This is a genomic window from Sphingopyxis sp. 550A, assembly GCF_053569535.1.
This window is the reverse complement of the sequence record NZ_CM131615.1, coordinates 3784798-3807958: the sequence shown is the minus strand read 5'-3', so window position 1 is coordinate 3807958 and position 23161 is coordinate 3784798. Positions and strand designations below refer to the sequence as shown.

The 23161-nt window shown below is 67.1% G+C and carries 25 protein-coding genes; 11 read left to right on the top strand and 14 right to left on the bottom strand.

The features are described from left to right. Window positions 1-17: 17 nt before the first annotated feature. Window positions 18-2228: a dehydrogenase E1 component subunit alpha/beta gene (locus tag ACVENA_RS18375; protein WP_257545868.1), complete on the top strand. Its 2211-nt coding sequence runs from the start codon at window positions 18-20 to the stop codon at window positions 2226-2228. 142 nt (window positions 2229-2370) lie between these two features. After that, a complete protein-coding gene (locus ACVENA_RS18370) occupies window positions 2371-3417 on the top strand; it encodes an ACP S-malonyltransferase (protein ID WP_449326553.1) in 1047 nt (348 codons plus the stop codon). A 150-nt stretch (window positions 3418-3567) separates the two neighbouring features. Here the strand turns inward: ACVENA_RS18370 and ACVENA_RS18365 are convergent, their stop codons facing one another. From ACVENA_RS18365 to ACVENA_RS18335, 7 genes are read right to left on the bottom strand one after another with little or no spacing between them, the layout of a single operon-like run. After that, on the bottom strand, window positions 3568-4254 hold the full coding sequence (locus ACVENA_RS18365; RefSeq protein ID WP_449326552.1) for a response regulator transcription factor: 687 nt from the start codon (window positions 4252-4254) through the stop codon (window positions 3568-3570). A 58-nt stretch (window positions 4255-4312) separates the two neighbouring features. After that, window positions 4313-5686, bottom strand: a complete 1374-nt coding sequence (locus ACVENA_RS18360; protein WP_449326551.1) for a sensor histidine kinase — start codon at window positions 5684-5686, stop codon at window positions 4313-4315. A gap of 4 nt (window positions 5687-5690) precedes the next feature. Continuing rightward, window positions 5691-6377, bottom strand: a complete 687-nt coding sequence (locus ACVENA_RS18355) for a winged helix-turn-helix domain-containing protein (RefSeq protein WP_257545860.1) — start codon at window positions 6375-6377, stop codon at window positions 5691-5693. After that, entirely contained in the window at window positions 6346-6756 is a 411-nt protein-coding gene (locus tag ACVENA_RS18350; protein WP_449326550.1) for a PDZ domain-containing protein, read from the bottom strand. The genes ACVENA_RS18355 and ACVENA_RS18350 overlap by 32 nt, the downstream gene beginning before the upstream one ends. Before the next feature lie 42 nt (window positions 6757-6798). Next, window positions 6799-9375: a bifunctional lysylphosphatidylglycerol flippase/synthetase MprF gene (mprF, locus tag ACVENA_RS18345; protein ID WP_449326549.1), complete on the bottom strand. Its 2577-nt coding sequence runs from the start codon at window positions 9373-9375 to the stop codon at window positions 6799-6801. 38 nt (window positions 9376-9413) lie between these two features. Continuing rightward, window positions 9414-9812, bottom strand: coding sequence for a DUF2147 domain-containing protein (locus ACVENA_RS18340; protein ID WP_449326548.1), 399 nt, complete (start codon window positions 9810-9812; stop codon window positions 9414-9416). Window positions 9813-9825: 13 nt separating this feature from the next. Continuing rightward, a complete protein-coding gene (locus ACVENA_RS18335; RefSeq protein ID WP_449326547.1) occupies window positions 9826-10566 on the bottom strand; it encodes an AcvB/VirJ family lysyl-phosphatidylglycerol hydrolase in 741 nt (246 codons plus the stop codon). Window positions 10567-10872: 306 nt separating this feature from the next. Between ACVENA_RS18335 and ACVENA_RS18330 the strand changes: the two genes are divergently transcribed. Both ACVENA_RS18330 and ACVENA_RS18325 read left to right on the top strand, forming a co-directional pair. Further along, the gene (locus tag ACVENA_RS18330) at window positions 10873-13152 is read left to right on the top strand and encodes an FdhF/YdeP family oxidoreductase (protein WP_449326546.1); all 2280 of its coding nucleotides are present in this window, start codon (window positions 10873-10875) and stop codon (window positions 13150-13152) included. Between the two features lie 5 nt (window positions 13153-13157). After that, window positions 13158-13805, top strand: a complete 648-nt coding sequence (locus tag ACVENA_RS18325) for a DUF1345 domain-containing protein (RefSeq protein WP_449326545.1) — start codon at window positions 13158-13160, stop codon at window positions 13803-13805. Here ACVENA_RS18325 and fdhD read toward each other — a convergent pair. After that, on the bottom strand, window positions 13802-14626 hold the full coding sequence (fdhD, locus tag ACVENA_RS18320; protein ID WP_449326544.1) for a formate dehydrogenase accessory sulfurtransferase FdhD: 825 nt from the start codon (window positions 14624-14626) through the stop codon (window positions 13802-13804). The two genes, ACVENA_RS18325 and fdhD, sit on opposite strands and share 4 nt — an antisense overlap. 156 nt (window positions 14627-14782) lie before the next feature. Between fdhD and ACVENA_RS18315 the strand changes: the two genes are divergently transcribed. Genes ACVENA_RS18315 through ACVENA_RS18300 form a run of 4 tightly spaced genes read left to right on the top strand, consistent with a single transcriptional unit; the run spans window position 14783 to window position 16622 of the window. Then, on the top strand, window positions 14783-15262 hold the full coding sequence (locus ACVENA_RS18315; protein WP_257545843.1) for a response regulator transcription factor: 480 nt from the start codon (window positions 14783-14785) through the stop codon (window positions 15260-15262). A 49-nt stretch (window positions 15263-15311) separates the two neighbouring features. Next, window positions 15312-15671, top strand: a complete 360-nt coding sequence (locus ACVENA_RS18310; protein WP_449326543.1) for a hypothetical protein — start codon at window positions 15312-15314, stop codon at window positions 15669-15671. A 20-nt stretch (window positions 15672-15691) separates the two neighbouring features. Then, the gene (locus tag ACVENA_RS18305) at window positions 15692-16105 is read left to right on the top strand and encodes a hypothetical protein (RefSeq protein WP_257551514.1); all 414 of its coding nucleotides are present in this window, start codon (window positions 15692-15694) and stop codon (window positions 16103-16105) included. Between the two features lie 25 nt (window positions 16106-16130). Continuing rightward, window positions 16131-16622, top strand: a complete 492-nt coding sequence (locus ACVENA_RS18300) for a MarR family winged helix-turn-helix transcriptional regulator (protein ID WP_449326542.1) — start codon at window positions 16131-16133, stop codon at window positions 16620-16622. A 16-nt stretch (window positions 16623-16638) separates the two neighbouring features. Here ACVENA_RS18300 and ACVENA_RS18295 read toward each other — a convergent pair whose 3' ends face one another. From ACVENA_RS18295 to ACVENA_RS18270, 6 genes are all read right to left on the bottom strand, one after another. Further along, window positions 16639-17385 carry a sigma-70 family RNA polymerase sigma factor gene (locus tag ACVENA_RS18295; RefSeq protein WP_449326541.1) on the bottom strand — a complete coding sequence of 249 codons (747 nt, stop codon included), beginning with the start codon at window positions 17383-17385 and terminating at the stop codon, window positions 16639-16641. After that, complete coding sequence (gene flhA / locus ACVENA_RS18290; RefSeq protein WP_449326540.1) at window positions 17375-19495, bottom strand: flagellar biosynthesis protein FlhA; 2121 nt, start codon at window positions 19493-19495, stop codon at window positions 17375-17377. Before flhA ends, ACVENA_RS18295 begins: the two co-directional genes overlap by 11 nt. Next, window positions 19492-20322, bottom strand: coding sequence for a transglycosylase SLT domain-containing protein (locus ACVENA_RS18285; protein WP_449326539.1), 831 nt, complete (start codon window positions 20320-20322; stop codon window positions 19492-19494). Before ACVENA_RS18285 ends, flhA begins: the two co-directional genes overlap by 4 nt. A 78-nt stretch (window positions 20323-20400) precedes the next feature. Further along, complete coding sequence (locus ACVENA_RS18280) at window positions 20401-20694, bottom strand: hypothetical protein (protein WP_449326538.1); 294 nt, start codon at window positions 20692-20694, stop codon at window positions 20401-20403. 11 nt (window positions 20695-20705) lie between these two features. Continuing rightward, window positions 20706-21011, bottom strand: a complete 306-nt coding sequence (locus ACVENA_RS18275) for a flagellar biosynthesis anti-sigma factor FlgM (RefSeq protein WP_449326537.1) — start codon at window positions 21009-21011, stop codon at window positions 20706-20708. Between the two features lie 261 nt (window positions 21012-21272). Then, window positions 21273-21788, bottom strand: a complete 516-nt coding sequence (locus ACVENA_RS18270) for a flagella basal body P-ring formation protein FlgA (protein WP_449326536.1) — start codon at window positions 21786-21788, stop codon at window positions 21273-21275. 304 nt (window positions 21789-22092) lie between these two features. Between ACVENA_RS18270 and flgB the strand changes: the two genes are divergently transcribed. From flgB to ACVENA_RS18255, 3 genes are read left to right on the top strand one after another with little or no spacing between them, the layout of a single operon-like run. Next, window positions 22093-22443 carry a flagellar basal body rod protein FlgB gene (flgB, locus tag ACVENA_RS18265; protein ID WP_297664238.1) on the top strand — a complete coding sequence of 117 codons (351 nt, stop codon included), beginning with the start codon at window positions 22093-22095 and terminating at the stop codon, window positions 22441-22443. Between the two features lie 2 nt (window positions 22444-22445). Next, a complete protein-coding gene (gene flgC, locus ACVENA_RS18260) occupies window positions 22446-22850 on the top strand; it encodes a flagellar basal body rod protein FlgC (RefSeq protein WP_449328964.1) in 405 nt (134 codons plus the stop codon). 2 nt (window positions 22851-22852) lie between these two features. Then, window positions 22853-23161: a flagellar hook assembly protein FlgD gene (locus ACVENA_RS18255; protein WP_257545819.1), complete on the top strand. Its 309-nt coding sequence runs from the start codon at window positions 22853-22855 to the stop codon at window positions 23159-23161.

Here is a 23161-nt window from a genome sequence, read left to right as displayed (position 1 = left end):
GGCAAAGCGGACGGAGGATGTCGGTGGACGCGGCTGAGGCAGTACATGAAAAATTCCTCGCCGCGCTGGCGAGCGGTTCGCTGGCCCGGAGCGCCGATGCGCCCGATCCCGCGGGGGTCGGCCTGTCGCGCACCGAGGCGACCGATATTTTCCTGTCGCAGTTGACCAGCCGCCAGATGGACCGGCTGTCGCGTGCGTTACAGGCGCGCGGCGAAGGCTTTTACACGATCGGATCGTCGGGACACGAGGGCAATGCCGCGGTCGCCGCGGCGCTGCGCGTCACCGACATGGCGTTTCTCCATTACCGCTCGAACGCCTTTCAGCTCCACCGCTCGCGTCAGCTTCCGGGCGGGACGCCGACGTGGGACATGCTGCTGAGCTTTGCGGCGTCGAGCGAGGACCCGATTTCGGGCGGGCGGCACAAGGTGATCGGGTCGAAACCGCTGGCGATCCCGCCGCAAACCTCGACGATCGCCTCGCACCTGCCCAAGGCGGTCGGCGCCGCCTTCTCGATCGGTATCGCGCGAAGGCTGGGGATGGAGGGCTGTCCGCTGCCCGATGACGCGGTGGTGCTGGCGAGCTTCGGCGATGCGTCGGCGAACCATTCGACCGCGCAGGGCGCGTTCAACACCGCGGGCTGGTCGGCCTATCAGGGCTCGCCGATGCCGCTGATCTTCCTCTGCGAGGATAATGGCATCGGCATTTCGACGCGGACGCCGACGGGGTGGATCGAAGCGCAGTTCCGCCATCGCGCCGGGCTGCACTATATCCAGTGCGACGGCTCCGATCTCGTGTCCGCCTATGCCGGGGCGAAGGAAGCCGCCGACTACGCCCGCCGCACCCGCAAGCCGGTGTTCCTCCACATGGGCACGGTGCGCCTTTATGGCCATGCCGGATCCGACGTGCAGGCGGTCTATCTGCCCAAGGCGCTGATCGAGGCCGACGAGGCACGCGACCCGCTGCTCGCGGGCGCGGCGCTGATGGCCGAGCAGGGCTGGATGACCCCCGCCGAAGTTGCCGGCGCCTATGAAGAGATCGGCGCGACGCTCGCGCGGCAGGCCGAGGCGGCGATAAAGCGGCCGAAGATTACCACCCCCGCGGGCGTGATGGAAAGCCTCGTCCCGCCCAAGCGCGACCTGGTCCGCGCGAACACGCCGTCGGCCGAGGACCGCAAGGCGCTGTTCGGCAGCGATGCCGCGCAGATGGACAAGCCGATGCACATGGCGCGGCTGTTGTCGTGGGCACTCGCCGACCTGATGCTCGCGCACAAGGAAATCGTCGTCGCGGGCGAGGATGTCGGGCCGAAGGGCGGCGTCTACAACGTCACCGCCAAGCTCCACCAGCGTTTCGGCTCGGCGCGCGTCGTCAACACTTTGCTCGACGAACAGGCGATCCTGGGGCTCGCGATCGGCATGGCGCACAACGGCTTCGTGCCGATGCCCGAGATCCAGTTCCTCGCTTATGTCCACAATGCCGAGGACCAGATTCGCGGCGAGGCGGCGACCCTCAGCTTCTTCTCGAACGGGCAATATACAAACCCGATGGTGATCCGCATTGCGGGGCTCGGCTATCAGAAGGGCTTCGGCGGCCATTTCCACAACGACAACAGCCTTGCGGTATTCCGCGACATTCCGGGGGTGATCCTAGCGGTGCCGTCGAACGGCCGCGATGCCGTCCACATGCTTCGTGAATGCGTGCGGCTGGCGCGCGAGGAGCAGCGCGTCGTCGTCTTCGTCGAGCCGATCGCGCTCTACATGACCCGCGACCTGCACGCAGATGGCGATGGCCTCTGGACCAGCGTCTATGAGGCGCCGGGCGAAGGCGCGCCGATCCGGCTCGGCGAGGTCGGGGTGCATGGCGACGGCACCGACCTTGCGATCGTTACCTATGGCAATGGATATTATTTGTCGCGTCAGGCCGAGAAACTGCTCGCCGCCGATGGTGTGAAAGCGCGCGTGATCGACCTCCGCTGGCTGAATCCGGTGAACGAGGAGGCGCTGGTTGCCGCGGTCGGCGATGCGAAGCGCATCCTGATCGTCGACGAATGCCGCATCACCGGGTCGCAGAGCGAAGCGCTGATGGCGCTGTTCGTCGAACAGACGCCGGAGAAGACGCTCGCGCGCCTCGCCGCCGACGACAGCTTCATCCCGCTGGGCAAGGCGGCGACGCTGACGCTGCCGAGCCGCGATTCGATCGTGGCGGCAGCGAGGGAGTTGCTGGCGCGATGATCATATCCCGGCCCGTGCCCCTGCGAAAGCAGGGGCCCATCTCCGATGCTTTCGTTTTACGGAGCCGGTCGCTCGATGCCGTCAGGCTCGATGATGGGCCCCTGCTTTCGCAGGGGCACGGGGCCGGGAAGAGGGGCTGGTGATGGGCGAACAGAAGACCGCGATCGTCGTCGCGCCGGGGCGCGGCACCTATGGCAAGGGCGAGCTTGGTAGCATCGCGCGGTTCCACGGCACGCGCTTTCCCGATCTGATCGCGAATTTCGACGCGCAGCGCCGGACACGCGGCCAGCCGACCGTCAGCGAACTCGACGGGGCCGAGCGTTTCAGCGTCGCGGCGCATATGCGCGGCGATGTCGCGGCGCCGCTGATCTATGCCGCGACCGCGCTCGACTGGCTGAGTATCGACCGGGAAAAATACGACGTCGTCGCGGCGCTCGGCAATTCGATGGGTTGGTACAGTGCCCTCGCGATCGGCGGCGCGGTGGCGATCGAAGACGGCTTCCGGATCAGCAATGCGATGGGGCTCAACAGCCAGACGCACGGGCCCGGCGGGCAGATATTGCTGCAGATCGTCGACGAGGATTGGCGGCCGGTGCCGGGCCTGCGCGAGACATTGCTCGCGCTCGTCGCCGACATCGGGGCGCGGCCGGGCCATGCATTGGCACTGTCGATCGACCTCGCGGGGATGCTCGTGCTCGCGGGCGATGAGGCGGGCCTTGCCGCGCTGCTCGCCGAAGCGCCGCCGGTGCCGGGGCGCGATCCGCTGCGGCTTGCGGGGCATGGGCCGTTCCACACGCCGTTGATGATCGGCAGTTCGGAGAAGGCGAAGGCCGAATTGCCCGCGTCGCTGTTCGGCGCGCCGGCGATTCCGCTGGTCGACGGGCGCGGCCATATCTGGCGGCGCTTTGCGTCCGATCCGGCGGAGATATGGGATTACACCTTCGGCCACCAGATTCTCGCGCCCTATGATTTCGCGCTGTCGGTCGAGGTCGCGGTCAGGGAGTTCGCGCCCGACGTCGTCATCCTGCCCGGCCCCGGCGACACGCTGGGCGGCGCGATCGCGCAGGCGCTGATCGGCATCGCGTGGCAGGGAATCGCAAGCAAGAGTGATTTCATGGCGCGGCAGGCGGCCGATCCGATCCTGCTGTCGATGGGCCGCGCCGAACAGCGCGCGCTGGTGACGGGATAGGATCATCGCCCGGCCGGTTTGGAACCGGCGGAGGTGGAACGTCCTCCGCCGGTCCCGCCTGGGATCCCGCGATCAGGTGGGGTTGATCGCGGGCACGAACGGCGATGCCGATGGGGACCAACTCAAAGGCAACCGTCCGTTCGCTTTTCCTTATAGGCGCTGCGCCGCCTCGATGGCCGCGCCAAAATGGCTAGCCGCTCCGTTATGGAGATGATTGTTCGTCGCCAGCTCGGCGATGAAGGCGAGTCGGAGCAGTTCGGCGACGCTGCCCGCATCGGTGCGCCGCATGATGTTCGCGCGGTGGACCTCGACCGTGCGCGGGCTGAGGTCGAGCCGCCGCGCGATCGCCTTGTTGCCGAGCCCGGCGGCGATCGCGTCCAATATGTCGCGTTCGCGCGGGGTCAGCGCGGCGAGCCGGGTTTCGGCCTCGCGCCGCCGCGCGAGCGCCGCGCCTCGCGCTGCCCAGTCCGCGACCGCGCCGTCGATCGTGCGGCGGACGATGCGCGGGTCGAGCGGCGCGGGGAGCAGATCGTGTGCGCCGCCGCGCAGGATCGCGCGGCTTTCGGCGATCGTCAGCCGGCTCGCGGCAACGAAGGCGGTGATGTCGCTTCGCCCGCCGATCCGGCCGAGCAGCGCTTCGCCGCCGACGCCGCCGGGCTGGCGCCAGTGGAAAAGCAGGATCGCGCAGTCGGCGTCGGCGCCGGCCTCGATCCAGGCGTCGCCACTCGCGAAGCTGCGGACGATTCGTCCGGGCCGGTCGGCGAGGGTGCGGAAACAGGCCGCGCGCTCGACCGCGTCGGGAAGGATCAGATGGATATGGGCGCCCTGTTCGCTCACGCCCTTAGATTGGCTGCGGCCGCGCGCCCCGCCTAGCGCGGTCCGGTCGGCTTCGGCGTCAATCCGAAGCGATCGGCAGGCAGAGCGTGACGATCGTGCCGCGCGGAGCGGCGCGTGCGATCGTCATGCGCCCGTCGTGCATGTGCGCGATCGTCTCGACGAGCGACAGGCCGAGTCCCGCGCCCGAACCGCCGCGTGCGGGGTCGAGCCGGACGAAGCGTTTCGCCGCCTCGCCGATGCGGTCTTCGGGAATGCCGGGACCGTCGTCGGCGACCGACAGCGCGATCTCGCTCCCTCCCCCGCGGGCTGCCGCGAGCCGGATGACCGAACCGCCGCCGCCATATTTGAGCGCATTGTCGATCAGGTTCGACAGCGCGCGGAGCAGCATTTCGCGGTGCGCGACGACATCGAGTCCATCGGGGGAATCGACGCGGATCGCGAAGCCTTCGTCCTCGGCGAGCGGTCCATAGACTTCGGCGAGGTCTTCGAGCAGCGGCGTGAGCGCGAAGTGGGCGAACTGGTCGCGGCCGATCCCCGCCTCGGCGCGGCTGATCTCGAGCGCGGTATCGAGCAGGCGGTGCAGGCTGTCGGCCTCGTCGATCGCGCCCGCCAGCGCGGTGGCGGCGGTTTCGTCCCGCGTGCGGCCGAGTGCCTGTTCGAGCACGGCCTTCAATCGCGACACCGGCGAACGCAGATCGTGCGCCATCGAATCGGTGACCATGCGCAGTTCGCCGACCAGTGTCTCGATCCGGTCGAGCATCGCGTTGATCGACACGCCGAGCCGGTCGAAGGCGTCGCCGGTCTCGTCGCGCTCGACGCGCGCGTCGAGCTTCCCGCCCGCGATCGCCGTGGCGGCACGCGCGAATGCGTCGACGCGGCGCGCCAATATCCAGGCGGCCAGCGCCGCGACGATCGCTGCGAGCAAGATTCCCGCCGCGAGTGCGTAAAGGAACGCCGCTTGGCTCGCGCGCGCAAGCTGCGCCTGCGCTTCGAGCACTTCGCCGGTCAGCAACACGTGGCCATCGGGGAGGCGGGTCGTGACGATCCCCATCTCCTCGGCGGCGAGCCCGCCCGCGCGGAACAGGCTGATTCGCCGCCAAGGCTCGGCCGGGCCGACGGTCGCGGGCCATTGCGTGAGGTTGCCGGCGACCGGCGCGCCACCGGGGCCCTTCAGCAGCACGACGAAATTCTGGTCGTCGCGTGCTGCGAGCCGATCGCGGATCGTGCGGACGAGCCCGGCCTCGCCCTCGCGCCGATACTCCTCGGCGAAGTCGTCGCGCGCGACCTCGGCGGCGGTGCGCGCGTCGGCGAGGATCGTCGCTTCGGTGAAGCGGTGGATGATCGTCAGTCCCAGCGCGAGCGCCGCGACCTGGACGAGCAACAGCGCCAGCGCCAGCCGGACCGTCGTCGATTGCAGGAAGCCGCGCCTCACGGACTCAGTCCGCGGCGCCGAGCATATAGCCCGCGCCGCGGATCGTGTGAACGAGCGGCCGCGCGAAGCCGTCGTCGACCTTGCGGCGCAGGCGGCTGACATGGACGTCGACGACATTGGTGCCGGGGTCGAAATGATATTCCCACACCCCCTCCAGCATCATCGTGCGCGTGACGACCTGTTCCTTGTGGCGCAGCAGATATTCCAGCAGCCGAAACTCGCGCGGTTGCAACTCGATGCGGCGCCCCGCGCGTGTGACGCGGCGGCTCAGCAGGTTCATCTCCAGATCCTCGCAGGACAGGATCGTCTCGACCTGCGTGCCGCCCGAGGGCCGCGCGATCAGCAGCTTCAGCCGCGCGAGCAGTTCGGAGAAAGCGAAGGGCTTGACCAGATAATCGTTGGCGCCCGAGGTCAGCCCCTCGACCCGCGCGTCGACCGCGCCGAGGTTCGAGAGGATGAGCACCGGGGTCGCGACCTTCGCCGCGCGCAGCGCCGCGAGCACCGCCATCCCGTCCATCCCCGGCAGCATCCGGTCGAGAACGATCGCGTCGTAACTGCCATCGGTTGCGTGGAACAGTCCGTCGCGCCCGTCGGCGGCGTGATCGACGACAAAGCCTTCGCCGGTCAGGCTCTTGACGATGAAATCCGCGGTGGTCGGGTCATCTTCGACGACGAGAATCTTTTGCGACATGCGGTTCCTTGGGGCGAACGGATGGGGCGCGGCCGGGCAGATGCTTATAGCGGCTCTCGCCCTTATGGCGAATATGAAGCAACGGGCCGTTGCGCGCATCGCTTCGTACTGCGCGTCCGACCGACGAAAGCGAGGCGATCGGCCGGCCGTCGATGCCGTCGATCACATCGCCCGCGGCGATATCGGCTTTCGCCGCCGGCCCATTGTCCTGGACGCTGGTGACGACCAGCGCGAGCGGCGCGCGGGGCGCCTGGCGCTTGGCCTCATAGGTCAGGCCGGGAAGCTGGTCGCTTCGCTGCCGGTGCGGCGGGGCGACCAGATGAATGGCGAGGGCGATTACCGCCGCGAGCGTCAGCAGCAGGGCGCCGGCGGGGGGCATCGGTCGTGGCGTCGGGGGGTGCGGGGACACAGCCTGCACCGCCTAGGCCAGCACCAGCGACGACGGGGCGGCTTTCTTTCCCGCTGGCGGGCGGCTGACGATGCGGTGGACCGCTGCCATGCTCCGCGCGAAGGCCATGCCGCGCGGGCCGGCGACATAGCGCGGTTCCCAGCGGGTCGCGAATTTCGCCTTGTAGCTTCTGAGGCCCCCGAAGCCGTAGAGCATCTCGCCGTGCCGGAACAGAAAGGCCGCGCCGCGCGCCCACGCCGGGGCGAGTTTGCGTCCATCGATCCCCGCCAGCGGCGCGATACCGAGCGTGAAGCAGCGATAGCCCTCTGCGCGCGCATATTCCATCAGCCGGATGAATAGATAATCCATCACGCCATAAGGCAGGTTCGCGACGTGGCGCATCAGGTCGACCGACATCTCCTCGCGATTGGCTGTGGCGAGAATGTTGGCAAAGGCGACAACCCGCCCCCCGATCCGCACCACCGCGCAGGGGAAATGCGCCATATAGGCGGGGTCGAAGCTGCCAAGGCTGAACGCCTTTTCGCGCTGTCCTTTCGCACGCAGCCAGTCGTCGGACACGGCTTTGAGTTCGGCGATATGGCCCGGCACCTCGGCAGGGGAAAGGACTGCGAAGCTGGCACCGTCCTGGACCGCGCGGCGCTCGGCGTGGCGCAGCGTCTTGGCGTGCGGACCGGCGAGGGTGAAATCGGCGAGATCGACCTGTGCTTCCTCGCCATATTTGACGATGGCGAGGCCAAGGTCGATCGCGTGCGGCAGCGTGCGCGCGCCGATCTGGTAGAGGAGCAAACGCCCCTGCGCGGCGTCGGCGCTTTCGCGCAATTTCCACAGCAGGTCGGACCAGCGCGCCTCGTTGCCGACCGGATCGCCCATCACGATCCAGTTCGCGCCTTCCACCCGGTACATCAGGAAGGCGTCGCTTTCGTCGGCGAGCAGGAAGCGCTTGTCGCCGGTGAAAGCAAGGAAGGCGTCGGTGTGATCGGCGAGCGCGAGCGCGGGCGCGAGCTGGTCGAAGCCGACCGCGGCTGTTCGCGCCGCGCGCGGCGACGGCGCGAACAGCCGCCACAGCGCGAGTCCCGCAAGCAGCACCGCGATGCCGAATAGCGCGCGCAGGAAGCGCGGCGCGTCGCCCCGCAGGCTGAACTGCCACCACAGGCTGCTGTCGTAGGCGACATGCTTGTAGGCGAAAAAACCCGCGAAAACAGACGCGAGAATCGCGGTCAGCGCCGCTGCGATCCAGCCGGTGGAGAGCGGCGCGTCGATCAGCGACGTCTGGCGATAGAAGGCCGGACGGCTCCATTGCAGCGCCGTCGCGATGCCGGAGAGGATCAGCGCCTCCTCGTAATCGAACCCTTTGGCGAGCGAAAAAAGAATCGCTGCGACCAGCAGCACGCGTGTCGCCACAAAAGCGCCGTCGAGCCGGCGGAGCAGCCCCGGCGCGAGAAAGAGGAGCAGGGTGCCCGACAGGCTGGCGGCGAAATGCGAAGCCTCGACGAAGGGCAGGGGCACGAGATGCTTGAGGGCGTGCATCCGCGCCGCATCGCCGGGGGTCGACCCCGACAGGAGCAGGATCAGCCCGCCGGCGAAGACGAGCGCGGCGAGCAGCGGCGGCGCCAGTTCGCGCAGCAGCGACTGACCGGCGGCGGCGAGTTCCCTTGCCGGCGCGTGCCACGCGCGGCTTTCGTGCCACGCGAGGAGCAGCGCGGCGAGCAGCAGCGGGAGAAGATAATAGAGAACGCGATAGGCGAGCAGCGCCGCGAGCAGCTCTGCCTTGTCGCCGGGGACGGTGGCGATCACCACCGCCTCGAACACCCCGAGCCCGCCGGGGACGTGGCTGACGAGCGCCGCGACGATCGCGAGCGCATAGCCGAGGAAGAAGAGCGGCCACGCCGACGGGTCGGGGGCGGGGAGGAGGATGTAAAGCGCGGCGCTCGCGGCGGCGAGGTCGAGCGCGGCGACGAGGGTCATCGCCGCGCTCGTTGCCGGGCCGGGAATCGGCGTGCGCCAGCCGCCGACCTCGATCGCTTCGATGCCGAACGCGCGCAGCAGCGGCGGGATGCAGCAGAGCGCGACAATGACCATCCCCGCGACGTGAAGCGAAGACAGCGACAGGCCCCAATGCAGGATCGGCGATATGTGCGTGCTCGTCGCGGCGGCGAGCCCCGCGAGCAGGATCACCCCGCTCCAGAAGGCGAGGCTCGCGAGCGCGATGACGCTGCCGATCTCGCCGCCGCCGAGTCCTGCGGCGCGATAGACGCGGTAGCGCGCCGAGCCGCCGGTGAGCAGCGCGAGCCCCAGATTGTGGCTGAGCGCATAGCTGGTGAAGGAAGCGAGCGCGGCGGTGCGCCACGGCAGCCGCTTGCCGAGCACGCGGAGCGCGAAACAGTCATAGAGGGTGAGGAGCAGATAGCTTGCGGCGGTGAGCATGAGCGCGCCGAGAATCTGCGCCGTCGATAGTGCGTCGAAGGCGTGACGGATCGCGCGCGGGCGCACCGAATGGAGCAGGCCGAACAGTGCCGAAAGGCCAAGCATCGCGACGGCGAGCGCGGCGAGGATCGACAGCAGCCGCTTGTTCGCGCGGCTCCATGCCATGGCGCGCGCGCCGATTCGCGCCCAATCCTCCTTCGGCGTCATTGCCGGGTCCAGTCCTGCCGCTTGCAGAGCAGCCCGCCGAGGATGCAGCCCGAGATGCGGAGGCCGTTCGGCCCCTTCTGCTCGATCGTCGAATAGAAGCGACGCCCCTGGTCGGGAACATAGACCTGCCCGGTCCAGCGCGCGCTGCCGGTGCGGCGATAGCCGACGAGCAATTCGGTGCCGATCAGCGAATTCACTCCGGCATCGCGCGCGTCGGCCATCGCCTGCGGGCTCGCCCAGACGATATTGCCGCAGAGCAGTTCGCCGCACGGCCGGGTGCGGACGCGGACCGTACCCTTCGGATTCTGCCAGACGCCGATCGGCGAAAGGACCGGCTGCGGTTGCGCCAGCCCCGCCGATACCGCCAGCAGAAGCGCCATTGCCATCGTCTTCATCGCGAACTCCTCATCATCGGGCGTCTCCGATCGCGCGCAGGATCGCTCCGGCGAGCGCGGCGTCGTCGCCGTGAAGCCGATGGCCGCCGGGCAGTACGACCCGGTGGACGTTCGGCATCGCCAGTTCGGGACACAGGCTGCCGCGCTCCTCGGCGCCGCGGATGCAGGTGACCGGCGCCCAGGTCAGCCGCGATGCCGTGGGCCAGGCGAGTGCGTCGGGGATTTCCCATCCCGCCAGCTCGACCGGCGAGGCGCGGAAGACGATGTCGTGACCGGGGACGACGAGGATGGCCGCGCGGATCGGGCGCCGCGCGGCGGGCGAAAATTCGGCGAGCCCGGCGTGGAGCATGTCGGCACCGAACGACTGGCCGATCAGCACGACCCGGTCGGTCTTGCCGAGCGCCATCGCGCGGCGCATCGCCTCCGCGACCAGCGCCGCCGCTTCGGCCGCGGTGCGGCGCGGCGAGAAATAGGCGAGGCTGTTGACGGTGACGACCGCATAGCCGTGCGCGTGCAGCCGCGCCGCGACCTTCGGCGTCATGCCGACGCGGTCGCCCATGTCGCCCGACAGCATGACGATCGCGGGACGACCGGCATCGGCTGTGGCGGACGGCAGGTCGTGAAAGACGCCGCGCCGATACCAGCCGGCGTGGGCATAATAGGCGCCCGCGCCGAGCAGGACGAGCAGCAGCGCGAGGGCGGCCGCCCATGCCCTGATCCGCGGTCGCTGCGCGTTGGTCGTGTCGTTCGCCATGCGTTGCTTTTAAGCGCCCGGCCCGCTCCGCAAGCTGACCCGCGGATTACGATATTGTCATCTGGCGGTCATGCCGCGGACGGGCGGCGGCGCCTAGCAAGGGGACGTCCGGGTTTGATTGCGTTCCCGGACGACCCTGACCGCAGGAGGGCGCGGGTTTCACCCGGCACCCGCTAGCCCGCGCCCGCCTGCATCCGGCCAGCCCTCGCCCCTGGGGGCTGGCCGCTTTTCGTCGGCCGATGGCCGATGGATAAATCGGCGTGGCTATGCTTTACTTGCGCGTCGAAACGATTGCCGGAATGCGCGATGGCCGAGGATAAACCCCGCTACAAGACCTATGCCAGCCCCGCCGGCGGCTGGGGCGCGGCGGCGGCGACGGCGAAGGTGCTGCTCGAACAGAGCGTCGTCACCAAGGGATCGCGTGCGCTTTTGTCGATGAACCAGCCGGGCGGTTTCAAATGTCCGAGCTGCGCCTTTCCCGACGCGGTCTGCACCAAGAAGCTCGAATTTTGCGAGAATGGCGCGAAAGCGCTTGCGCACGAGGCAACGAAATTCCGCGTCACGCGCGATTTCTTTGCGGCGCACAGCGTGACCGAGCTGATGGAGCAGTCGGATTACTGGCTCGAGATGCAGGGACGGCTGACCGAGCCAATGCGCTACGACGCGGCGAGCGACCATTATGTGCCGGTGAGCTGGGATGAGGCGTTCGCGACGATCGGCCGCCATCTTCGCGGCCTTGATAGCCCGCACCACGCCGAATTCTACACCTCGGGCCGCACGCCGAACGAAGCGGCATTCCTCTATTCGATCTTCGTGCGCGAATATGGCACCAACAATTTTCCCGACTGCTCGAACATGTGCCACGAACCGACGAGCCGCGGCCTGCCGCCGGCGATCGGGGTCGGCAAGGGCACGGTGGTGCTCGACGATTTCGACCATGCCGAGGCCATCTTCGTCATCGGCCAGAACCCGGGCACTAACGCGCCGCGGATGATGACCAGCCTCGTCGAGGCGCGAAAGCGCGGTGTGCCGATCGTCGCGGTCAACCCGATGCCCGAACGCGCGCTGATCCGCTTCACTGAGCCGCAGGACGTCGTGCAGATGGCGACCTTCGGTTCGACCCCGATCGCCAGCGAGTTCGTGCATATCCGCATCGGCGGCGACCTCGCTTTCCTCAAAGGCATGATGCGCGCGATGTTCGAACGCGAGGCGGCGGGCGAGACGATCTTCGACCGCGGCTTCATCGCCGAGCATACCGAGGGCTTCGCGGCGCTCGAGGCGTATATATGGGCCCAGGATTGGGCCGCGATGGTCGAGGCGTCGGGCATTTCGGAGGAGCAGATCTGCCGCTGCGCCGACATTTATGTGCGCTCGAAGGCGACGATCATCTGCTACGGCATGGGGATCACCCAGCACCAGCTCGGATCGAGCCTCGTCCAGCAGATCGCGAACATCCTGCTGCTCAAGGGCAATTTCGGCCGGCGGGGCGCCGGCATCTCGCCGATCCGCGGCCATTCGAACGTCCAGGGCGACCGCACCGTCGGCATCGATGAAAAGCCGACCGCGGCCTATCTCGACCGCGTTCGTGATGTCTTCGGCTTCGATCCGCCGCGCGACCACGGCCACCACACCGTCGAATCGGTCGAGGCGATGGAGCAGGGAACCGCGCGCGTCTTCATCGGGCTCGGCGGCAATTTCGTGCGCGCGATTCCCGATACGGACCGCGCCTATGACGCGATGCGAAAGCTCGACCTGACCGTCGGCATCGCGACCAAGCTCAACCGCGGGCATCTCGTGCACGGGCGCGAGGCGCTGATCCTGCCGGTGATCGCCCGGTCGGAGCGGATCGAGACCGCGGCGGGCGAACAGTTCGTGACGATCGAGGATTCGATGTCGAACGTTACCGCCTCGCGCGGAGTCCTCGATCCCGCAAGCGCCGACTGCAGGTCCGAGGTCGAGATCGTCTGCCGCATGGCGATGGCGGCGCTGCCCGAAAGCAAGGTCGACTGGGCGTGCTACATCGACGATTATGGCGCGATCCGCGACAAGATCGCCGAGGTCTATCCTGCGCTCTACGAAGGCTTTGCCGAGCGCATCAAGGCGCCGATGGGGTTCCACCTCGATATCGCGCCGCGGCGGCGGGTGTGGCTGACCCCGAACGGCAAGGCGAATTTCCTGATCCTGCCGGGGCTCGCGGCCAATGCCCCGGTCGCCGATCCCGACATGCTGCGGCTCGCGACGGTGCGCTCGCACGACCAGTTCAACACCACTATCTATAGCTACAACGACCGCTATCGCGGCGTCTACAACGACCGGATGATCCTGTTCGTCAATGCCGAGGACCGCGCGGCGCGCGGGCTGGAGGCGGGTGCGAAGGTCGCGCTCGAAACGATCGCCGCCGACGGGATCGACCGCCGCGTCGAGGGGCTGACGCTGATCGACTATCCGATGCCGCGCGGCGCGGTCGCGGGCTATTATCCCGAACTCAACCCGTTGCTGCCGCTCGAACTGTTCGACCGGGTCAGCGGCTGCCCCGCCGCCAAGTCGATCCCGGTGCGGATCGTCGCCGCGCCGCCGGCCGCCTGACATCGATGGGAACATGGCGCTTCGCTCCCGGCCGGCATCTCGCGCCGACGCGCTTCCTGCTGTTTGCGACGGTGCTGCTCCTCGCGGGCGGTGCCGCGGCGGCGTTCGGGCAGAGTCCGCGTGCCGCGCTGCTGATCGGTTTCGATCTCGCCGCGCTCGTCTTCCTTGCCGCGGAGGCGTCGTTATTGCGATCGACCGCGGCCGAGATGCGGCAGCGGTCGGAGGAGAATGACGCGAACCGCGCCGGGCTGCTCGCCATTTCGGTGCTGCTCTCGCTGGTGATTCTGTTCGCGGTGGGCACGTTGATCGCGAGCCCCGGCCCGCTCGACCACGCGCAGATCGCGCTGATCGTCGCAACGCTGGTCCTCGCCTGGCTCTTTGCGAACACCGTCTTCACCCTCCACTACGCCCATCTCTATTACCGGCAGACGGGCGGCCGCGATCGCGGCGGGATCGAGGTGCCGGGGGTGAAGGAACCCGGATATTGGGATTTCCTCTATTTCAGCTTCACGCTCGGCATGACCTTCCAGACGTCCGATATCACCATATCGGGCGCGCATATGCGGCGCGTCGTGCTTGGTCATTGCATGGCGGCGTTCGTCTTCAACATGGGGATTTTGGCGTTCACGGTGAACGCGATCGGTGGATCCTAATCGAGGGCGCCGCTGACGAGCAGCGCCGAATCCGTTCGCGCCAGCGAGACCAGCGTCAGCCCGGCGGCGGCGGCGCGGTCGGCGGCGAGGCTGGTCGGCGCCGATATGGTGACGAGCAGCGGGCAGCCCGCGCGCACCGTCTTTTCGACCAGTTCGTAACTGCAGCGCGCCGACAGCAGGATGAAACCGGTGGCGGGATCGGTTCCGGCCCACGCCAGCGCCCCGATCAGCTTGTCGAGCGCATTGTGGCGCCCGACATCTTCACGCACGCATAATATGTCGCCGGTCGGGGCGCAAAAGGCGGCGGCGTGAACGGCGCCGGTCGCACGGCCGAGCGGTTGGTGCGCGGTCAGCGCGGCGAGAGCGGCGGCAATAGCCGCGCGGCCGACCTCCAGCCGCACGGTGACGGGGGGCAGCGGGCGCAGCACCTCCTCGATATTCTCGATCCCGCAAAGTCCGCAGCTGCTTTCGCCGACCCGTCGCCGCGCACGCTCGAACGCCAGCGCGGCGCGCTCGGGCGCCAGCCACAGCCGCAGCGCCCACCCTCCTTCGATCGAGTGCGCGTCGACGCGATTCAACTGTGCGGGCGTGTCGACCAGCCCCTCGGCCAGCGCAAATCCGAGCGCATAATCCTCAAGATCGGTGGGAGTCGCCATCATCACGGCATAGCCGATGCCGCACACCTCGACCGACACCGGCGCTTCGATCGGTAGAACGCGGATCAGTTCGGCGTCGCCGGGGGTGGCGATGCCAAGGCGCCGGACCGGCCGGTCTGTGGTTGCGGCGTCCTTCGGCTCCGGGTGGTCGCTGTCGATCGTCATCGCCGTCAGCCTATCGCGTGCCGGACAAGGTTGTCCACCAGGGCGCCTTCGTGGAGGTGACGGAGAGCCATGTCGCGAAAAGAATCGGGTAACATGAGCGCGAATCGCTTAGGTACGTAACTTGATTTCGACTCGTGATGCTCTATGCCCTCACGCGTGCAGGGTGACCCAGACAATTACATCAGTCTCCTTTCGGCCGCGCAAATCGAAACGTTGCGGCATGTTTTCGAGCACAAAAATTCCAAGGAAATTGCTCGCATTATGGATGTGTCGCCGCATACGGTCGACGAACGCGTCCGGCGCGTGTTAAAAAAACTTAATGTTTCTAACAGAATAGAAGCCGCAACGGTCCTCGCGCGTCACGGTGTATTCGACCAAGTTACTCCCTATCAGCCTTTGACATATCAATTGATCGACCTAGGCGAGGCCGCTTCCGCCGATGAAGCCGAGCCGGGGCAAGGTTCGATCCGGCGGTTTTTCGACATCGGTTCGCCATTTCCTACCGCGTCCCAGCCGGCCAACCGGCACGGATTGATGGAAAGGATCATCTGGCCGATCCTGATCGCCTTTGCGACCATATTGGCTTTTTCCGCTCTCTATTCGATCCTTGTCGGTCTGGGTCGTGTTTTGACCTGAATGCTGCGGGGGGGAAACCGTCGGCATTCGCTTTCAAGGACCAGGAAACATGCTGAACGAACGACTTTCCGCGGCGAAAAAGATCGCCAGCGAACTGCATCAGGCCGAAGACGCCATCGACGAAACCATGATCCGCATTGCCCAGCTCGCTGCCGCGCTTCCCGCTGCGCGCCGCGACACCAATATGTCGGCGATCGTCGGCCAGGAGGCGGTAGCGAAAGTCGCGCACGCGCTGGCCGCCGCTGGCGAGGTCCGTCAGTTGCTCACCGACGCCCATATCGCACTCACCGAAACGCAGAAGCAGGTCGGTCTCGGCACCCGGATGTTCGGCGCCGGCGTCAAGCCGCCGTCGGGTGCGTTGGCCGAAGGCGCCGACGTCGTGTCGCTTCCGCTCGCCCGCGCGTCGTAACGCAGGGGTAAATGATTCGGATGTGGACCGTGGCGAGCTATTATGCGGTTTTGTTGCTCACGGTGGCTGTCGCGATGTGGCGCGGCGGCCCCCTGGAACGCTGGGCAGCCTGCACCGCGCTGCTCGCCTCGGTCTGCACCACGGTCTTGGCACCCCAACCGAATTGGTCGCATATTGAATATAATATCTTCGCGATCGACATCGTCGCCTTGGCGAGTTTTTGGTTTATCGCCCTGAAAACAAATCGTTTCTGGCCATACTGGATTACCGGATGGCAATTGATCGCGATTTTCGGGCATGTTCAGAAGCTGATGTTTTCGGAGATATTGGCGCGTCCCTATGCGCTGCTTTCAATGTATATTTCCTACCCGATCCTTTTCTTGATCCTCTACGCATCGGGTTCGACCAATCGGCGAAGGGAAGCCGCGGCCTGAAGATGAAAGGCAGCCGGGGGGCTCCATGCAACAATTCGCAGATCATGACATCGCCGAAATCCGGTCGCGGATCGACCAGATTCACGACATGCTGGCGAAAAGCGCCGGCGACGACCAGTCGAGGCCCGATGCGGCCTTCGGCCTTGAAGAAGCGCAGCCGCGGCTCATCGACCAGCTATCGCTCAGCATCCAGATCCGGCGGATGCGCAAAAGCCATTTCGGCACCGCACAGATGTCGGGCGCCATCTGGGACATGATGCTCGACCTGATGCTGGCGAACGCCAATGGCCGCACGCTGAGCGCCAGCGATCTGGCGACCGGCGCCGGGGTGCCCTTGTCGTCGGGCCTGCGCATGATCGCGGCGATCGAAGGTGCGGGGCTCGCCAGGCGAACGATCGACGAGCGCGACCGGCGCCGCACGATCGTCCGGCTCACCGAAGCGGGGGCCGAGAAGATGGCAAGCTATTTCGACAAGATGAACGCGGCGGTGCGCGGCGGATACAGCCGCGCGGCGTGAGCCCGGTCCGGCGCGCTCATTCGGTCATCTCGCGCATCATCCGGTCGATCTTCACCATCGCGTCGCGCTTGATCTGACAGACGCGCGCGGCGCTGACGTCGAGCGTCAGGCCGATCTCCTGCAGGTTGAGCTCCTCAAAGAAATAGAGTTGCAGCACCATCTGCTCGCGCTCGGCCAGCCGGCTGACGCACTGGCGCAGCGCATCCAGCATATCCTCCTGCTCGCACGCCTCGCCCGCGCCGATCCGGTCGTCGGCGAACAGGAAGCTGCCGTCCTCCATCAGATCCTCGATCGAAATCGAGCGGCCATGGGTCGCATTCTTCTCCAGCGCGAAATACTCCTCGGCCGACATGTCGAGCGCTTCGGCCATTTCCGCCGCGCTCGGCGCACGCATGAGCTGTTGTTCGAGCGCGCGGCGCGTCGCCTGCAACTGCCGCGCCGCGACCATTGCCGATCGCCCGACGTCGGCCTCGCGCCGCTGCTGGTCGATCATCGCGCCGCGGATGCGCGTCGTCGCGTAAGTGGCAAAGGCGAAACCGCGCTCCTCATAGCTGCGGCTCGCTTCGATCAGCGCGATCAGCCCGGCCTGGATCAGATCCTCGAGGTCGCTCGTCCGCGACACGCGCGAATGGACCTGCCAGGCGATCTTGCGGACCAGCGGTGCATATTCCTCGACCAGCGCCTCGGCGCTCTCGCCATAGCCGCGCGGGATCGGCGCGCGGGCGGATGCCGCCGCGAAATGCTCGGCGGGCTCAATTCTCATGGGGCTCGTCCTTCATCTGGGCGTCTTCGCCGCTGGTGAGGCGGGGGATTTCGGCGCCGATCGTCGCAACGATCTCGGTCGCCTTGTTCGCCGGTATCTCGAGGTAGGAAATGACCGCGACGTCGGGGAAGGTTGCGCGCACGAGCCGCGACAGCGCCGACCGGCAGAGCGGTGAGGCGACGAGCGCAAAGCTGCGCGTCGACAGCAGCAAGGGTTCGACCGCTTCGCCGATCTGTTCGACGATCTTCATCGCCATGCCATGCTCGAACGGCCATTCGGCGCCGGGATTGGCGCGTACCGCCTGATTGAGCAGCACCTCGATTTCGGGACTGAAAGTGACGACGGGCAGCGGCATCCGGCTCGGCACGATCGTCTGGACGATCAGCGCGCCGATGCGCTGGCGCACCGCCTCGACCAGGTCGGCGTCGCCGAGCTGCAGGCTGCCGAGCGATACCATCGCCTCGGCGATCTTGCGGAAATCGCGCAGCGGCACGCGCTCGATCAGCATCGCCTTGCACAGCGCGGCAACGCGCGGCAGCGGATAGCCCTGCGTCAGCGACTGAGCAAGCTGCGGATACAGGGTCTTCAGCGTGTCGATCAGCGCCTGCGCGTCGTCGATACCGAACAGGTCGGTAGCGGAAGCGACGATGCTGTTGTTGAGATGGGTTGCGACGACGGTCGCCGGATCGACGACGGTATAGCCCGCCGCGATCGCGTCGTTCTGCGCGCTCTTGGGAATCCAGAGCGCGTCGAGCCCGAAGGTCGGATCCTTGCACGGCCGCCCAGTGACCTTGGTGACCAGATCGCCCGAATCGAGTGCGAGCATTTCATTGGGGAAGACCTCGTCCTCGCCGACGATCACCCCGGCGATCGCGATGCGATAGACGTTGCCGGGCAGCGACAGATCGTCGGTGACTTTCACCGCCGGCACGACGAAGCCCAGCTCCTTCGACAATTGGCGCCGGATGCCGGTGATCCGCGTCATCAGCGGTGCGCCCTTGCGCTCGTCGACCAGCGCGACGAGCGCATAGCCGATTTCGAGCTGGCACGGGCTCGTCTCGCTGACGTCGGCCCATTCGATATGGTGCGGGTCGGGCGCGGGCGCCGCGGGCGGCGGCGCGGCCTCGGCGATGGCGGCGTGCTTGCGAAGCTGCCAGCCGATGCCGCCGGCGATCGCGGCGGCGGGCAGGATCAGCATTTGCGGCATAGCCGGGACGAGACCGAGCACGAATAGCACCCCGCCGACCGCCATCCAGACGTGCGGCGAGGCGAACTGGCTGCCGATCTGGCCCGAAAGGTCGTGCGGCGAAGCGACGCGGGTGACGATCGCGGCGGCGGCGATCGACAGCAGCAGCGCCGGAATCTGTGCGACGAGCGCGTCGCCGATCGCGAGCGTGACATAGGTGCTGCCGGCGTCGGAGAAGGACAGGCCGTGGCTGAACATGCCGAGGATCAGCCCGCCGACGATGTTGACGAACAGGATCAGCAGGCCCGCGACCGCGTCGCCCTTCACGAATTTCGAGGCGCCGTCCATCGAGCCGTAGAAATCGGCCTCGGTCGCGACTTCCTGACGGCGCGCCTTGGCTTCGTCGGGGGTGAGCAGCCCGGCGTTGAGATCGGCGTCGATCGCCATCTGCTTGCCCGGCAAGGCGTCGAGGGTGAAGCGCGCCGACACTTCGGACACGCGCCCGGCGCCCTTGGTGATGACGACCAGGTTGATGATCATCAGCACGAAGAAGACGAACAGGCCGACGACATAGTCGCCGCCGATCAGTACCTGGCCGAACGCCTCGATGACATGGCCCGCCGATGCTGTGCCCTCGTGGCCGTGAACGAGCACGACGCGCGTCGAGGCGACATTGAGCGAGAGGCGGAACAGGGTCGCGAGCAGCAACACTGTCGGAAAGGCCGAAAAATCGAGCGGCTTCGATGCCTGCAACGCGACCATCAGCACCAGCAGGCTGATCATGATGTTGGCGACGAAGCTGATGTCGAGGATGATCGGCGAAACCGGAATCACCATCAGCGCGACGAGGATCAGCATCGCCGCGGGCAGCGCCGCGCCCCCGACGATCCGCGCCACGCTGCGCGCGTTCAGGCCCGCGATCATGCGCTGCCTCCCGACAGGGAGGCGAGGCGGCGATAGGCGCTCGCGGCGAAATCCATCGACAGGGTCTTGGGCATGGGCTGAATGTCCATCATCGGCAGTGGCGGCCGTCCGCCGCCGTTCGCGTCGCTTGCGCTCGCCATCTGGATGCGCCAGCCGGGGACGGGCGGCGCGGCGCCGGGTATCGCGCCCGGCGCGCCGCCGCCTTCGTCGAGCTTGGCGCGGAAGCGTTCGCGGATGTCGCCGAGGCTGCGCATGCTGCCGTCGGCGGCATAGAAGACCGACCGGTTGGCCGCGGCCGCGTCGGGCATCATCGTCGCGCCCGCCTGATCGGGATTGGCGGCCCAGGCGGTCAGAAAGCGCGCGGCGCCCGCCGAACCGAGAAAATGGGCGAGATAGAGGTCGACCGGCTCGGCGGCGCGGCCGATGCGGCTTTCGATATAATCCTGATTGTCGGAGGTCAGCGCCGCGGCCATGTTCGACGACGCGACCGGATCGTCGCGCAGGCCGAGGATCTGGTTGCGAAGCGCGGGATCGGCGACGCTGAAACGCCCCGACGCATCCTGACCGATCGCATTGGCCGCCCAGCCGAGCCTGTGGCTCGCGCCATGGCGCCGCAAGGTTGCGAGCCAGGTCTGCTTGGTGAATTGGTAAAGCCCGCGTGCCGACGAGGTCGGCGCTTTCGCGGTCGGATCGAAGCGGCTTTCGACCCGTGCGACATCGACCAGATAGTCGAAGTCGACGCCGGTGCGTGCCGATGCATTCTGGACCGCATCCAAAACGGGGACGGCGCCGGGCGCCGGTGTCGCAAAGGAATTGATCGAATTCATGCTTTGGTTCCGCTTGTTCGGCAAACCAAAAGCAATCATCGTGCCATTTTCCGGAAGATCACCAGAACATATGGTTTATCAATAGTTTAAGGCGAGTCCTCGGTGCTGCGTCCCGCGGATAGCATGGTTCATGTCAATCCTCTGACGCGTCCAGTCCTTGAGGATGTTGACGCGGATCGCGGCGGCTTCGAGCTGCGCGAGCGTCGCGGTGATCAGCGTCTGCGCCCGGCCTTCGCTGCCGGCCGGAATGGCGGCGCCGCGAAACAGGATCACCGCAGTGGCAAGCTCCTCGGTCGCGGCGATGATCGCGCCGGCATCCTGCCCGTCGAGCGCGCCGATGAGCAGGTTCAGCTTGGCCTGGATATCGTCCATCCGCGCCTGCATCAGTCGGCGCTTCCGCCGAGACGATCGGTCATCGCCCCGGCGATCTTCGCCGGATCGGCGACATAAAGGCCTTCGGCGATCGCGCCGCGCAGCGCGGCGACCCGCGCGGTGTCGACGGGGGCCGGCTGGGCCGCGAGTTCGCCGGCGAGGCGGATCAGGCCGGCGGCGGGCATCGCGCCGGATGGCGCGGCGCGCGGCGCAGCGGCGCCTGACGCGGCGGCGGAGGCCAGACTCGCCGCGAGCTTGCGCACGGGCACGATGCGGCCGACGCCGCCGACGATCCCGATCTTGCTGTCACCCGACATGATGGCCTCCTTGGCTGTCCGCGCATTGGCGGAAGCGGTTCAAGGGGTTTAACGGACGGCGCGTCGAGACATTAAGGGCTGGTTACCGGAAAAATGAAAAAAGAAACCCGGCGGCGTCGGAAAATCGACGCTCGCCGGGCCAGTGGGGCTTGTCGTATGTTTCCTGTCATCCCGGCGAAGGCCGGGATCCCGCTCTCTCGCCACAACGCACCGGCGAGATCCCGGCCTTCGCCGGGATGACGGGGGCACGAGCTATTATCCTCAATCCATCATCCGCGCGCGGCCGGGGCCGGTGACGACAGCGCTGATCATCGCCTTGGGACCGTTGCCGCGCAGCGCGATCGTTTCGCCGACGCGCCCATCCTCGGCGGCGGTCGCCGAATAGCTGACCGAAAAATTCTCGGTATCGATCGAAACGCGAACCGCGTCGCCGCGGCGGATCACCGGCGCCGATGCGGGCGCGGCATAGCTCGCGGCGACCGGGGCGGCGCCCGCGGGGCCGCTCATCGCGACGCGCAGGCGCCAACCGAGTGAAGCGCAACGGACCGCGAGCGTTTGGGCATCGACCGCCGCCACCGACGCCTGTTCGGGGCAGCGCGCGAGCTTGATGCGGCGGTCGATCGGGGTTGCGGTGCGCCCCATCGCATTCGCGACCGCCTGCGTCAGCATGTCGATCGTCTGCCAATCCTCGGTCGCCTGCTCAGCGCCCGCGGATGGGGCGACGGCCAGAGTGGCGGCGAAGGCTGCGGTCAGAAAAGAAGCAATCTTGCGGGTCATGACGGACTCCATGGTTGGTCCAGCGATTTGCCCGATTGAATTGCACGATGCGTGCCAGTCGCGCTTTGACGCGGATTATCGCGGGGCGGTGGCAGCCGCCGTCAATCTTTTGACGAGACCGCGGCGCCCATCCGCCGTTCGGGCGAACGGATGATTCCATCGAATTGAAAAATATCGATAAAATAATTTTGGCACGCCCATTGCATCATGCCTTGGTGTTTTTCCGCGCGTCCGGGCCGCAAGCCGGTTCGGACCCCGGCGAAAGCCCCGTCGCCGGCCGGGCGACAGATGAAGGAACGTGTAGATGGCATCCGAGAAGCTCTTTGGCGTGCATGCGGCGGCGCTTCAGCTGCGCAGCCAGCGCATGATGATGCTCGCCTCGAACATCGCCAACGCCGCGACGCCGGGTTACAAGGCGCGCGACCTCGATTTTTCCAAGGCGCTCGACCTTGCGCAGCAGGGGGCCTCGACCGGCACCGCGATCGAGGGCGCGATGGCGTACCGCGTTCCGGTGCAGCCTTCGCTCGACGGCAACACCGTCGAAATGGCGACCGAGCAGACCGCCTTCGCCGAAAATGCGCTCGCCTACCGCTCGAGCCTTTCCTTCCTTCAGGGGCGCATCGGCACGCTGACGCGCGCGCTCAAGGGAGAATGATGATGGCGAGCAATTTCTCGGTCTTCGACATCAGCGGCCGCGCCATGTCGGCGCAGCTCGTGCGGCTCAACACCACCGCGTCGAACCTCGCCAACGCGGGAACCGTCGCGGGCAGCGAGAAGGAAGCGTTCCGCTCGCTGAAGCCCGTCTTCCGCACCGTGATGGACGACCATGGCCGCGCGACGGTCCAGGTCGACCAGGTCACGTCGAGCAAGATGGCGCCGACCAAACGTCACGACCCGTCGAACCCGCTCGCCGACAAGGACGGCAATGTGTGGGAGGCCGCGGTCGATAGCGCCGCCGAACTGGTCGAGATGGTCGAGACCGCTCGCCAGTATCAGAATAATGTTCAGGTTCTCGAGACCGCAAAGGGCCTGATCAACGAAACGCTGCGGTTGGGACAATAATCATGGCCGTCGATTCCATCGCTTCGCAATATTCCTCCTATTCGCCGACAACGCTCAAGGGTCAGCAACTCGATCAGACCGATTTTCTGCGTCTGATGACCGCGCAGCTGTCGCAGCAGGATCCGTTCAACCCGGTCGATAACCAGCAGATGGTTGCCCAGATGGCGCAATTTTCGAGCCTTGCCGGGGTCAGCGAGACCAACAGCACGCTTCAGAAGATTTCGGAGCAGCTCACTGCGCAGACCGCGCTGCTCCAGGACATCAAGGCCGCCACTCCGGCGGCTACCCCCATCACCACCCAGGAAGGATAA